The sequence below is a fragment of the Hymenobacter amundsenii genome, assembly GCF_002204745.1.
Taxonomy (GTDB): domain Bacteria; phylum Bacteroidota; class Bacteroidia; order Cytophagales; family Hymenobacteraceae; genus Hymenobacter; species Hymenobacter amundsenii.
Genome location: NZ_NIRR01000001.1, coordinates 281,473 through 293,919, shown reverse-complemented (window position 1 = coordinate 293,919; position 12,447 = coordinate 281,473). Strand labels below are relative to the sequence as shown.

General features: G+C 62.1%; 12 protein-coding genes. 9 read left to right on the top strand and 3 right to left on the bottom strand.

From position 1 onward, the window contains the following. Positions 1–122: 122 nt before the first annotated feature. Positions 123–3,005: a TolB-like translocation protein gene (locus tag CDA63_RS01295; protein WP_088462633.1), complete on the top strand. Its 2,883-nt coding sequence runs from the start codon at positions 123–125 to the stop codon at positions 3,003–3,005. Positions 3,006–3,094: 89 nt separating this feature from the next. On the opposite strand, the gene CDA63_RS01290 is transcribed toward CDA63_RS01295, so the two are convergent. Continuing rightward, a complete protein-coding gene (locus tag CDA63_RS01290) occupies positions 3,095–3,532 on the bottom strand; it encodes an META domain-containing protein (protein ID WP_126546676.1) in 438 nt (145 codons plus the stop codon). A gap of 163 nt (positions 3,533–3,695) precedes the next feature. Here CDA63_RS01290 and CDA63_RS01285 point away from each other — a divergent pair, with 163 nt between their 5' ends. From CDA63_RS01285 to CDA63_RS01270, 5 genes are all read left to right on the top strand, one after another. Beyond that, complete coding sequence (locus CDA63_RS01285; protein WP_088462631.1) at positions 3,696–6,230, top strand: TonB-dependent receptor plug domain-containing protein; 2,535 nt, start codon at positions 3,696–3,698, stop codon at positions 6,228–6,230. 362 nt (positions 6,231–6,592) lie between these two features. Next, a complete protein-coding gene (locus CDA63_RS01280) occupies positions 6,593–6,772 on the top strand; it encodes a hypothetical protein (protein WP_126546675.1) in 180 nt (59 codons plus the stop codon). Between the two features lie 30 nt (positions 6,773–6,802). After that, positions 6,803–6,970, top strand: a complete 168-nt coding sequence (locus CDA63_RS20710) for a hypothetical protein (protein WP_165768139.1) — start codon at positions 6,803–6,805, stop codon at positions 6,968–6,970. Positions 6,971–7,071: 101 nt separating this feature from the next. Continuing rightward, entirely contained in the window at positions 7,072–7,524 is a 453-nt protein-coding gene (locus tag CDA63_RS01275) for a DUF2141 domain-containing protein (protein WP_165768138.1), read from the top strand. Between the two features lie 99 nt (positions 7,525–7,623). Then, entirely contained in the window at positions 7,624–8,328 is a 705-nt protein-coding gene (locus CDA63_RS01270) for a DsbA family oxidoreductase (RefSeq protein WP_088462628.1), read from the top strand. Positions 8,329–8,598: 270 nt separating this feature from the next. Here the strand turns inward: CDA63_RS01270 and CDA63_RS01265 are convergent, their stop codons facing one another. After that, entirely contained in the window at positions 8,599–9,309 is a 711-nt protein-coding gene (locus tag CDA63_RS01265) for a hypothetical protein (protein ID WP_088462627.1), read from the bottom strand. A gap of 296 nt (positions 9,310–9,605) precedes the next feature. Between CDA63_RS01265 and CDA63_RS01260 the strand changes: the two genes are divergently transcribed. Next, positions 9,606–10,208 (top strand): DUF4136 domain-containing protein, encoded by a 603-nt coding sequence (locus CDA63_RS01260; protein ID WP_088462626.1) that lies wholly within the window; start codon positions 9,606–9,608, stop codon positions 10,206–10,208. Positions 10,209–10,243: 35 nt separating this feature from the next. Here CDA63_RS01260 and CDA63_RS01255 read toward each other — a convergent pair whose 3' ends face one another. Continuing rightward, complete coding sequence (locus CDA63_RS01255) at positions 10,244–10,924, bottom strand: GAF domain-containing protein (RefSeq protein ID WP_088462625.1); 681 nt, start codon at positions 10,922–10,924, stop codon at positions 10,244–10,246. 244 nt (positions 10,925–11,168) lie between these two features. Between CDA63_RS01255 and CDA63_RS01250 the strand changes: the two genes are divergently transcribed. Together CDA63_RS01250 and CDA63_RS01245 are read left to right on the top strand one after the other, a co-directional pair. Then, positions 11,169–11,348 (top strand): hypothetical protein, encoded by a 180-nt coding sequence (locus tag CDA63_RS01250; protein ID WP_088462624.1) that lies wholly within the window; start codon positions 11,169–11,171, stop codon positions 11,346–11,348. Positions 11,349–11,674: 326 nt separating this feature from the next. Beyond that, positions 11,675–12,226, top strand: coding sequence for a fasciclin domain-containing protein (locus tag CDA63_RS01245; protein WP_088462623.1), 552 nt, complete (start codon positions 11,675–11,677; stop codon positions 12,224–12,226). Positions 12,227–12,447 lie beyond the last annotated feature (221 nt).

Below are 12,447 nucleotides of genomic sequence, written 5' to 3'. Positions count from 1 at the left end.
ACGTGACCCTGCGGTTTGCGCTACAGGCCAGCAGCGGCAATGGCGATGTGAAAGTACGCCCGGCTTGCTTTCGGGCCAGGGGGGTAGTTTCTTCGGGCTCCCTAATCATAACGCCGCTTTCCGTGACTTGCTTTTCTCGTCTTCGTTGGCTCGCCGCCGTGCCGGCCCTGCTGTTCTGGCTGCCGGCCGCGGCCCAAACGCTGTTGCCCATCGAGCAGCAGGTGGCGGCGGGGGTGCGCTGGTACGAGGTGCGCACCCCGCATTTCCGGGTAGTGTACCCAGAGGGCTTCGACGACCGGGCCCGGCGCACGGCTCACCGCCTGGAGCAGGTACACGAGCCAGCCGGCACCTCGCTCGGGCTGGGGGCCCGGCCCGTGACGGTCGTGCTCCAGACCCGCACCACCATTGGCAACGGCTTCGTCACGCTGCTACCCCGCCACTCCGAATTCTACACCACCTTCCCCCAAAATCCCTTCCTGACCGGTACCCTCGACTGGCTCGACCAGCTCACGGTGCACGAGTACCGCCACGTGGTGCAGTTCGATAAGGCCCACCAGGGCGTGGGGCAGCTGGGCTACCTGCTGGGCGGTTTCGGCGGGCTGGGGCTAACCACGCTCGGCATTCCCGACTGGTTTTTCGAGGGCGACGCCGTAGGTACCGAAACGGCTCTCACCCGCAGCGGCCGGGGCCGGATTCCGAACTTTGATGCCTACTTCCGGGCCAACCTGCTGGCCGGCCGAAGCTACTCCTACGCCAAGGCCGTGAGTGGCTCCTACCGCGACTACGTGCCCAACCACTACGTGCTGGGCTACTTCCTGACTTCGCGCCTCAAGCGTACTGCCCCCAGCCCCGACGTGTGGGGCACGGTGCTCAACCGCTATTATAAATTCCCGGTTTATCCGCTCTCATTTTCCGACAAGCTCCGCGGCCTCACCGGCCTGCGCACCGACGACCTTTACCAGCAAACCGTGCAGGAGCTCGACAGTCTCTGGCGCACCGCCCGGGCTGGGCAGGTACTCACGCCGGCCGCCGAGTTCCGGGTGGCGGCCACTGAGAAAGTATTTACCGAGTATCAATACCCGCAATACCTGAACGACAGCACGGTGCTGGCCCTCAAGAGCGGCCTGGGCCACACGCCCCAACTCGTGGAGTTACGCCAGGGCCAGCCCGAGCGCACCCGGCTGGTGCTGGGCCTCTACCACAATGCCGAGCAGCTATCGGTGGGCGGGGGGAAGGCCGTGTGGCTCGAATTCCGCTACCACCCGCGCTGGCAGCAGCAGGTGTACTCCGAGCTGCGGCTGCTCGATCTGGCCACCGGACGCTTGAGCCGGCTTGGCCGCCGCACCCGCTACACCACGGCCGTGCTCTCGCCCGATGGAAGCCAGCTGCTGGCCGTCAGCACCGACTCGGCTTACCAGCACCGCCTGCACCTGCTCGACCCCTCAACAGGGGCAGTGCGTCAAACTTTCGCTAACCCCGCCAACGAACCCTACCTGCACCCGCGCTTCGGGGCCGACGGGCGCACGGTGGCCGTGGTACGGCTGGAAACGGCCGGCAAGCGCCTGGAGCTGCTCGACGTGGCTACCGGCCAGGCCCGGACCATCTTGCCGGCCGCCAACGATAATATTTCGAACCCCCAACCCTGGCAGGATTACGTGCTGTTCAACTCGCCCCGCTCGGGCCAGGATGAAGTGTACGCCGTGCGCATAAGCACCGGCCAGGTGCGGCAGGTAACCAGCCGGCCGGTGGGCAGCTACCACGCCGCCGTGAGCCCCGACGGCCAGCGGCTGGCCTTCCACGAAATTCGGGCCCAGGGCAGCCGCGTGCTCGAAATGCCGCTCCGCCCCGATGCCTGGCTAGTCGGCCCGCCCGCCACCGGCCCCGCCAACCTTTACGCCGATGAGCTGACGGCCCGCGAGCCGGGTGCCGCCACGGTAGGTCCGGTATTGCCCCGCGACTCGGTGCCCGGCTTGCCGCTGGCCGTGCGCCGCTACCGCCGCCTGCCCCACGCGCCCAACCTCTACGGCTGGGGCCTGGTGCAGAGCCCCTCGGGCAGCGGCCTCGATCTGGGCATCCGGGCCCAGGACGTGCTTAGTACCACCCAAGCCGTGGCGGGCGTGGGCTACAACGGCGCCGAACGCACCGGCCGGGTGTTCGCCGATGTTAGCTACCAGGGCCTCGGGCCGGTGCTGGATTTGGGCGTGGAGTACGGCGGCCGCCGCGCCAGCCAGGTGCTGCGCTCCGGCGATGTGCTGGAAGACCAGTGGCAGTACACCCGCTTAACCGTGGGCAGCCGCCTGCCGCTGGTGCTCACCACGTCGCGTATGCTGACTTCCCTGACGGTAGGCGCCTTCTATCAACTGGAGCAAACCCAGGGCTACGACCTGCCGGCCCAGTTCGTTAACGAGGTGGGCCCGCAGCCCCTGCACGCGCTGCTGGGCACCGTTGCTTTTGCCCGCACCCTGCGCCAGAGCTACCGCGATGTGGCCCCGCGCTGGGGCCAGAGCGTACTGCTCACCGCCCGCGACACGCCTTTCGGCACGGGCAGCGGCCTGCAAACCCGGCAGCTGGCGGCCCAGGGAAGTCTGTTTCTGCCCGGTATCGGGTTGCACCACGCGTTGCGGCTGCGGGCGGGCTACCAGTACCAGCAGCAGCGCGAGTACCGGTTCGGGGCGGCCATCTTCTACCCCCGCAACCTGCCTTATCTCAGCTTCGACCGCCTTACCTCCTTCAGCGCCGAGTACCGCCTGCCCCTGGCTGATGTGCACTGGGAGCTGGGCCGGCTGCTCTACGTGCAGCGCCTCAAAGCCAACGTGTTCTTCGACGGCATCCGGGGCGAGTCGGGCCCGTTGCGCCGCAACTACCATTCCACCGGCTTCGATGTGTCGGCTGTGTTCAACCCGCTGCGTCTGCGCACCCCGCTCGAAGTGGGCCTGCGCACCGTGTATAACTCCTATACTAAGTACTGGGAGCTCCAGCCGCTGGTGCTCAATATCGGGTTTTGAGTAGGCAATAGGGCTGAGGTTGTTAGGGTGTAGATGACGTTCTGGCTTGCTTCCACCAGAACATCATCTACACCCTAACAACCTCAGCCCTATTTCCCTACCTCAAATACGAGTACCGGTTGTTCATGCTCGGCATCGTAAAGCTGGAGGTGGCGGTTGCTAATGAGGTAGCGCCGCACCTGCGGTAGTAGCTCCAAGTAGCGCGTTTCCAGGGGCTGTGCCGAACAGTAGGAATTCGTACTGGCCTGGGGCGAGAAGCCCAGCGCGTTGTTGCCCGGCTGCATGGTAAACCCGCCACCATACTGGTTGCAGAAGGCCAGGCCGGTATTGGTATTATTCGTCGAGCTGAGCGTGAGGCTGGTCCGCGACTCGGCGGTGGCTGGAACAGGCTGGCCCTGCAGCTCTAGCAATTGCCATTGCCGGTCGAGCAGGTACACGGGAGCCGGAGCTGGCTCGCTGCCTTTGGTACAGCCGCCGAGCAGTAAGCCGGTGGCCCCCAGTAGCATGAGATAAGAAATGCGGGGCATGGGCAGCAGCAAGAGAAAAGATGGTGGATTATTGAAGGCAATGGCCTACCGGGAGGAGCGCTAACGCTTCCCGGTAGTTGCATGGCCGGGGTAACATGGCTTAATTATTGTTATTTTTCCTTCCGGAAAAGTTCCTTGTGATTTCACTTTATTTCATATTGTTATGATTATCCGCCAAAAGGCTTTAAGCAGTGTGGCCGCATTAGCGCTGGTAGGAGCCACGGCTTTCGGTTTTGCGGGGCCTCCCGATCCTGCTTTTCTGGTTCAACGCCTGTTGGCCTTCTATCAGACCCAACCCGAAGCCACGTACCTGCACCTCGATCAGGCCGCTTACGCGGCCGGCGAAACGCTCTGGTTTAAAGCCTACGTGGTGGATGCGCGCGCCCACCGGCCCGACTCGCTGAGCCGGGTACTATACGTGGACGTGGTGACACCCGAGCGGCGAGTGATTTTCCAGCGCACTCTGGCCCTGGAGCAAGGTATGGCGGTCGGCGACATCATTCTGCCCGATACGCTGTCGACCGGCGTGTATACCCTGCGGGCCTATACCAGCTGGATGCGTAACGGCGACGAAGGCTTGTTTTTCACCCGCCGCGTGCCGGTGTGGCAGCTAGCCGTACCGGCTAGCGGGGGGGGCGAGCCGTCGGGGGCACGCCGGGCCCAACTGGCGCGCCAAGCCGCGCGGAAGCTGGCTGACGCGCTGAAGCCAGAGGTGCAGTTCTTCCCGGAAGGCGGCGATTACGTGGCCGGGCTGCCCACGGTGGTGGGCGTGAAAGCGGCCGCCGCCAACGGCCGGGGCCTGGCCCTGGCGGGCGTCATCACCGACAATAAAAAGCAGGAAGTAGCTCGCTTCGCGACGCCCGCGCTGGGCATGAGCTCGTTCAACTTCACGCCCCAGGCCGGCCAGCAGTACCGGGCCACGGTAAGCCTGCCCGACGGTACCACCGCCACCTACGAGCTGCCGGCCGCGCAGGCCACGGGCTGGCTGCTGAACGTGCGCGAAATCGGCAACGAGTTTCGGGTGTTTGTGCGCTACCAGGGCACGGCCCCCGGCGCTGCTTCGCCGGAGCCGCTGCAACTGCTGGCCCACGTACGGGGCGAACCTGTGTATGTGGGTGGGGGCGAGGTAAAGCCGGGTGAAACGTTCTCGGCCGTTATTCCGAAAAGCAAGTTGCCGGCCGGGATGCTGCACATTACCCTCTTCGATAAGGCCCAGGTAGCCCAGGCCGAGCGCCTGGTGTTTGTACCCGAAAGCCAGGGGCTACAAGTGCGTCTGTACGCCGACAAACCCACCTACGGGCTGCGCGAGAAGGTGACGCTCGACGTGGAAGTAACCACTGCCGCCGGGCAGCCAGTTCCGGCCGAGTTGTCGTTGGCTATTTCCGGGCTGCCGACGCTGCCCGCCGACGCCGGCGACGCAACCGATGTGCGGGCCCATTTGCTGCTTACGTCCGAGCTGCGCGGCTACGTCGAAAACCCCGCCTTTTACCTGAAGGAGCGTACGCCCGCAAGCCGGCAGGCGCTCGATAATCTGCTCCTGACCCAGGGGTGGAGCCGCTTTACCTGGCAGCAAGTGCTGGCCCCAGGCTCGCCAACAGTCAATTACCTGTTTCCCTTCGAGCGCGCCCCTACCCTGGGTGGGCAGATCCTGCGTGGCAATGGCAAGCCCATGGCCCAGGGCAAAATCAGTATGCTCGTGGGCCAGCAGAATGATCTGGTCGTGAGCGAAGCCAATGAGGAAGGACGTTTTCTGTTCACCGGATTTACGGGCCCCGATACCACCACCGTCATTCTGCAGGGTCTTACCGATAAAGGCAGCAACAATGTGCTGCTGCAACTAAGCGAAATCTGGCCCAACCCGGGGGCGGGGTGGCGGCCGGTGGGGCCCCTCTCACCGGTCCTGAGAGAATCAGCGGCCTTAACGGCCTACGGACAGCGTAGCCGGCGGCAGCAGGTGCTCGAGCGCGAGTACCGACCCGATTCCACGAGTGGTATTATGTTGCGCAACGTTACGATTAAAGGGCGCAAGCCAATTGATAACAGTACGTTATCCGTGCACAGTACGGCCTCGGCCAGTGCTGTCCTATACGCCCGCGACTACCCCAATCTGGAAACGTATCAGGATATTTTTCAGATGATACAGTCGCGTGTGCCCGGAATGAATGTAAGGCCTTCGGGTTCATCCTATTCGGTCTTGGTTCGCGGCATCAGCTCAATGTCGGGCCCTAATGAGCCCCTGTTTCTGCTCGATGGGCTTCCTCTCGCCGACTCCGAGGTGCTGATGACTATTTTGCCTACCAGCGTAGACCGCATTGAAATACTGAAGGGTGGTGCCGCGGCTATTTACGGTAGCCAGGGAGCGGGTGGGGTAATTGCCGTCTATACCAAGCGCGGTATGGGCGACTACTCCGGTGTGTTGGCACCCGGGGTGGCCGTGCGCCGGATGCCGGCCTACTACCGGGCCCGCGAGTTCTATGCCCCCCGCTACGACACCCGCCGCCAGTCCGATAAACCCGACCCCCGCGCGACCACCCTCTACTGGCAGCCTCGCCTGTCGGTACCTGCCTCGGGCCGGACCCGGCTTACGTTCTACACCGCCGACCAGGCTGGCACGTTCCGGGCGGCCGTAGAAGGCATATCGCTGGCTGGCCAGCCCGCCACTGCCGAAACAACCCTGGCAGTGCAGGCGCAGCCTTAAAGGGCAGTATGTTCATTTTCTGGCCTGGGTCCGGCTTTTGGTTTGGCAGAAACTGGACATGTGAATGCTAATATATCTTCTCAGATTGAGAACAAAGCCCGGCTATTTTGCATATTTCCTCATTAAGTCAAGTAATTATCCGCCTGCCGATTTGTGCCAGCGAAGCTGTTTAGAAAGTGCCCGGAATCAATCGGAACGTCAGATGAGGCCTGATGTTCTTTTGACTTTGTAAACAGCTTCATCATTTCTTCGCTGGCTTGGTTGGTGCCCGGAAAAACAAGTTTATTTTATCTTTTCAAATGGCCGCATTACCTTCTCGGGGCCTGACGCGTGAGCTTAACAAGTGCGTTATTCTAGCTGATTTGCCTCACTTACGCCTGAGCGGCAATCGACAGCAGCGGCGGCTGTATGCCACGTGGCGCGGCTACCTGACGGCGGACCAAATAAAAGAGGGCGCCGGGCAAGTACTAAGCCTGATCCGGGAGCAGGGCTATACCCATTTGCTCAACGATAACTCCTTGGTGACGGGCATGGACGAGTAGGCGCTGCAGGAGTCGATAGCTCTGGTGCTTATGCCGTTGCTCTTCGAGGCCAGCCTGCACTACCTGGCTTGGGTGCTGGCTTCCGACCCGCGTGCCCGTGACTTCGCCGAGGTGGGCGTGGCCGCAGCTACGTGGCCCCTGATTCTAACGTTCGAGGAAGCCGATGCAGCTACTGAATGGCTGGAGCAGGTGGGCTGAACCTGGAAGCAGCACGCGCGGGGAAACCAGCGGCGCCGAATGTTTTTGCCGTGCTGGCTGTTAGCGGCCCACTGGTCCATTCTTCCGCTATCCTGTTGCCCATGCGCCTACTTGCTTCGTCTTTCTGCCTGACTACTATCTGCGGCACCTTGCTGGCTCCGCTGCCCCTGCCCGCGGCCGGCAATGGCTCTTCGGTTACAGTCGTCGTATCGGATCTGGCGTCTAGATCCTCGGCCGTGAAGCTGTACTTCTATAACGTGCGCGAAACCTTCCTCATCAAGGGCGGCTACACGTTTATGCGGGTGGTGAAGCCCGCGGGCCAGCGCCAGGTGAGCCTGCCGGTGCAGCTGCCGCCCGGCGAGTGGGCCGTGGCCATCACCCAAGACCTGAACAACAACGACAAGGTGGACAAGAACATGCTGGGCATCCCAACTGAGCCCTTCGCCTTCTCCAACAACGTGCGCCCACGCTTCTCCCCACCCGCTTTCGACGACTGCAAGTTCACGGTCAGCGGACCGGGCAAGGTGGTTAATATTGCGCTGCTGGCCAAGTAGGCAGCGGCCCCGGCTGACTGGCTGCAAGGACCAGGAGAGCAAACTTTTCGGGGGGCTGCAGGGTTTATAGGCGTTCAAATCGATAAAAAACCGCCCATCATGAAAATAGAAATCTGGTCCGACATCCTGTGCCCGTTCTGCTACATCGGTAAGCGCCGCCTCGAAAGCGCGCTGTCCACCTTCGGGCACGCCGACCAAGTGCAGGTGCACTGGCGCAGCTTCGAGCTCGACCCCCAGGCCGACCCCACGCCCGGCGAAAACCAATACGTATGCCTGGCCCGCAAATACGGCAACACCGAAGAGTGGGCCCGCCAGATGAGCGCCAACATGACCCAGATGGCTGCCGAGGAGGGCCTGGCCTTCGACTTCGATAAGCTGGTGCCCGCCAACTCGCTCGACGCCCACCGGCTCGTGCACCTGGCCGCCCGCCACGGCCGCCAGGATGCCGCCAAGGAGCGCCTGTTCAAGGCCTACCTCGAGGAAGGCCTCGACATCAACGACCCGACCGTGCTTACCCGCCTCGGGGCCGACCTCGACCTGCCCGCCGCCGAAGTAACGGCCCTGCTGGCCTCCCGCGAATTCGAACAGCAAGTACGCCAAGATGAGTACGAAGCCCAGCAGATTGGCGTACGGGGCGTGCCCTATTTCGTCTTCGACGACAAGTACGCCGTGTCGGGCGCCCAGCCCACCGCGCTGTTCCAGGAAGTACTGGAAAAGGCGTGGTCGGAAGCCAAGCCCCGCTTCGAGGAAGTAGCCAGCGCCACCGACGGCGCCGCCTGTGGCCTCGACGGCAGCGCCTGCTAAGCAGCACCAAGCCGAGCATCTGGCCCAAGAAATAGCCGCCTCCCACCAGGGCGGCTATTTTCGTTTCTATCGATTTAGTAACCACAGGCATGGCCGTAGCGACGCATCTTTACGCCTTCTCGTGAACGGTACTGGACCAACGGCGCGGTCGACAAGACGCAATGATGCGTCGCTATAGCCAGCTAAACCCACCGTTTACGCAACCGCTTTATCCCAAGATATTTATCCAATTATGCCGCCGCCCCATTCACCCAGCCCGTTTCTCAGTTCTCACTTCCGGCGGTAGGGGAAAGTGGGCTCCACGGCTTTCACGAGGCGCTCGGTCAGGCGGTCGGGGCGGAGCGACGACTGGCCAGTGGCGGTGTAGTCGAAGCGCCAGACCAGTTGGCCGCTGCGGCAGTCGTGGAGGGTGAGGTTGGTGGTAGCCTGGCTGGTCGGAATGGCCGAGGGGCCGATAAGGGGCTCGTTGAGTAGTAGTTTGGCTGCCAGGCCCACGCCGGCCGGCAGGGGCTGGTAGAGGTCGGTCTGGCCCGAGAGCAGGGCATCGACGCCGAGTATCCGTTGCAGTTCGGCCATCGACTGCTCGGGCAGGGTGGCATAGCTGATGCCGGCCTGCTGGAGGCGGCGGTTGGTTTCGGCCACCGGCTGGAACTGCACTGAGTAGCCAGTGGCCGGTTGCTGGGCCACGAGTTGGGTCAGCAGCAGTTGTTGAAGCTGGTACGCCGTAGCCTTTACTTCGCGCTGGTGCTCCTCGCGCCATTGCTGCTGCCCGCGTTGCAGGGCCGCCGTACTCGTGTCGGTGCCCCCGTAGCGGATATCGCGCAGCCGCAGCCGGTCTTGGGTAACTTCGAAGGGCAGCACGGCCACCGTGCGGTGGGCAGCCAGCACGGGGGCATCGAGGGTGCGGCCGGCGTACTGTTTGGGCGCGCAAGCCGCGAGCAGCAGCAGGCCCGCCAGCAGTGGATAGAGGAAAAATTTCATGGAAATAGCCTAGAAGACGACCGATAGATTACCTGCTTTTCGCCGCCGCGGATATCGTGCCAGATTGGGCGGCAACCCGTTGACCAGGGGTGGCGCAGGTTGCTGCATCAGCGCCAGACCAGCGGCCGGCTTGCTCCTACACGGTGCCCCATAACCTATGCCGTAGCTTGGGCTAAACAAGCGTAAAAAATGAACTTATAGGATAGAAGTTGGCCAAATTAGTACAAAATCGATAACATCACCCTGCAGGAAGAAGTTATAGAAAGAAATCAGTTCGTTCAACTACTTGCAACTCTATGAAAACGACCATCAATATCTTCCTTTTTGTCCTTATGGTTCTGGTAACCGGCTGCACACCGGGCGTAACGGTCCAGAAAAAACCCGGCACCGACTTCAGCCAGTACCGCACCTACGACTGGGCTAAAACCGACGTGAAATCGGCTGACTCAGCCAATCCTATCTATCAGAGTACGCTCAACGACAACCAGATCCAGCAGGCCATCAGCGGCGAGTTGGCCAAGCGGGGAATCCGGCAGGCAACCGGCAGCACTGCCCCCGATTTCTACCTGACCTACCACCTCTACATTGATGAGGCTGAGCGCACGGTGAGCCGTCCGCCGGTTGCAGGTTATGCTTTCCCGTATGCCATGAGCTACCGGGGGCGGTTTCTGCCGATCAACTACGGCTACTGGTACACCACGCCCTACTACGGCCGGTCTACGCGCACCGAAACGTACCAGGAAGGCACTATGATTCTGGATTTCGTGGATGCCAAGACCAACAACCTCGTGTGGCGCGGCTCCGTGGCCGATGCTGTAAACAACCCCGCCCGCATCGGTGCCGAGTTCAGCCGGGTAGCCAAAGACATCCTGGACGAATTCCCGGTCCAGAAGATGTAAAGGCAAGCGGGCTCGTTGGGCGTTGGCCCGGCGGGCTACCAGCCGTAGTGTCGGGCGCGGTCATAAATCCGCTCGATGCGCTGCTCCAGCATCTGCACCAACTGCTCCCGCTCGGGCTGTTGCTCCGCGCCGGCTAGGTGCAGCAGGTCCTGTTGGGCTTGGGTTAGCAGGGCCTCAATTCCGAGCCATTCGGGCATGGGGGCGTTGGGTTGCTCGGCCCGGAGGCGGTGTAGCTCCAGCAGCTGCATGGCTAGGCGGGCCAGACGGCGCAGAAGCTCTTGGTCGGCGGCCGGAAACAGGCGGTCTTCCCGATCGAGGACGCAGAGGGTGCCAATGGCGAAATCGTGCTCGGTGAGCAGCGGTGTGCCGGCGTAAAACTCGAAACTGGTCTGGGCCTGCGACTCGGGACTAACCCAGGGGCACGGATGCTGTTGCAGGTCGCGTAAAATGGTGGTGTCGTGGGTGTAGATGGCCGCTGAGCAGATGCAGTCGATGCGGTTCATGCGTTCGGGCACCGGCAGCCCCACGCTGCCCGGGTATTGCACCTGGGTGTCCTCGACGATGGACATGATGGATATGGGGGTGCGAAACACCGAGGCCGTAAGCCCAACAACGGCCTGAAAAATCTGGTGTCGCAACGGCAGATGCACGTAGAACTGGACGGCCTCCAGCCGTTCCACCTCATTGGGCGGAACGGAAGCAGAGAAGTAGTTCATGAGGAGCGAGTGGCTAGGTGAATGGGAGAGGGGAGAGCAGAATCAACTAATAGACCCGACAGCCCTGATTAAGTTGCCAGAGTAGCTGAAATTCTGTCAGTTGTCTTTACTCAACTTAAGCCCCACACCCTACGCCGTTCTTCGCAACCTGAATTATCTGCTACCTAACTACCGCGCCGCCACAGAAGCTCCCAGTCGACAAGGGCGAGTGCGCCCGCAGCATTTAGGTGGTCTGGGGAATGACTTGGATGCTATTTCCGACACCTGGGAAACGCTGTGGCGCGTGTTGCGGCAGGGTGGTTGTTACCGCGCCGGCAATGCCAACGTAGAGTGGGCCGAAACCATTGCCCCGCACCTCGACCCAGTCCGTAGTACCTCGGCCAGCTTTCAGTGCTTTCGGTGGGGACTAGGGCAGCTGCAATAGCGGTAGCTTTTCGCTTAAATACTGCACGCCCGGGGCCACACCTGCGCGGCAGCAGAGTCGTAGCGCTGCTGCGAGCCGCAACGAAGGATGGGTAGCAGTTGCTCGCTGGGGCCGGACTGGTAGCTGGTAGCACGCCGGAAGGGTTACTCGCTCATTTACAAGATTTTGGCAATCTGGGATGATTGCAGCTACTGGCTGTTGAAAACGACTGAGTGCTTCCGCACCTCGTGGAGGCAACGCTTTCCACGCCGTTTGCCCGGGTGTTGAAAACGACTGAGTGCTTCCGCACCCCGTATTTCACCAATCCCAATTCCTTCCAAACTGTTATGAAAAAGCAACCATTGTTCTCCTTGCTGCTAGTCGGTCTCCTGTATGTGGGCGGGACCGAAATGGCTTCGGCCCAAACCATGGCTTCTCCTGCCACCATGCAGCCGGCCACGGCCTCCACCGGCAAGGACCTGGCTGCCAGCGCGGCCCTTTCCCCCGACCATACCACGCTGCTTAAGGCGCTGGGTGCCGCCGGCCTCGCCGACAAGGCCAAGGAAGCCGGGCCCTACACGGTATTTGCCCCCGACAACGCCGCGTTCGACAAGCTGCCCGCCGGCACCCTGACCACGCTACTCCAGCCCGCCAACAAAAAGAAGCTGGCCAACCTATTGTCTTACCATGTAGTAGCCGGCAACGTGATGGCCGCCGACCTCAAAGATGGCCAGGTAGTGAAAACGGTGCAGGGCGAGTCGCTGACCGTGGGCGTGCAGGGCGGCACCGTGACTCTCACGGATGCCAAAGGCGGCAAGGCCACCGTCACGAAAGCGGATATCAAAACCACCAACGGAGTGGTACATTCCATTGATACCGTGCTGATGCCCGCCAAATAAGCGCCGGTATCCAGCCCCTCTGCTTACAAGAAAGGCCGCCCGATTCGGGCGGCCTTTCTTGTAAGCAGAGGGCTGGATACCGGCGCCCACGCTGGCTCGTTTGGCGAACCAATGAGTTGGTTATGCCTCTATCTGGCTGGGGACTGGACGGTGCGGGCAGGCATGTTGTTGGTTTGGCCGGCCGACTTGTAGGCAGGCGGAGTAGAAGGCAAGCTGGGGGC

Excerpts from the sequence above, each read along its gene's own strand:
- CDA63_RS01290 (WP_126546676.1), bottom strand. The coding sequence starts at position 3,532 with ATGCCCCGCATTTCTTATCTCATGCTACTGGGGGCCACCGGCTTACTG.
- CDA63_RS01285 (WP_088462631.1), top strand. The coding sequence starts at position 3,696 with ATGATTATCCGCCAAAAGGCTTTAAGCAGTGTGGCCGCATTAGCGCTG.
- CDA63_RS20710 (WP_165768139.1), top strand. The coding sequence starts at position 6,803 with ATGCCGTTGCTCTTCGAGGCCAGCCTGCACTACCTGGCTTGGGTGCTG.
- CDA63_RS01275 (WP_165768138.1), top strand. The coding sequence starts at position 7,072 with ATGCGCCTACTTGCTTCGTCTTTCTGCCTGACTACTATCTGCGGCACC.
- CDA63_RS01270 (WP_088462628.1), top strand. The coding sequence starts at position 7,624 with ATGAAAATAGAAATCTGGTCCGACATCCTGTGCCCGTTCTGCTACATC.
- CDA63_RS01265 (WP_088462627.1), bottom strand. The coding sequence starts at position 9,309 with ATGAAATTTTTCCTCTATCCACTGCTGGCGGGCCTGCTGCTGCTCGCG.
- CDA63_RS01260 (WP_088462626.1), top strand. The coding sequence starts at position 9,606 with ATGAAAACGACCATCAATATCTTCCTTTTTGTCCTTATGGTTCTGGTA.
- CDA63_RS01255 (WP_088462625.1), bottom strand. The coding sequence starts at position 10,924 with ATGAACTACTTCTCTGCTTCCGTTCCGCCCAATGAGGTGGAACGGCTG.
- CDA63_RS01245 (WP_088462623.1), top strand. The coding sequence starts at position 11,675 with ATGAAAAAGCAACCATTGTTCTCCTTGCTGCTAGTCGGTCTCCTGTAT.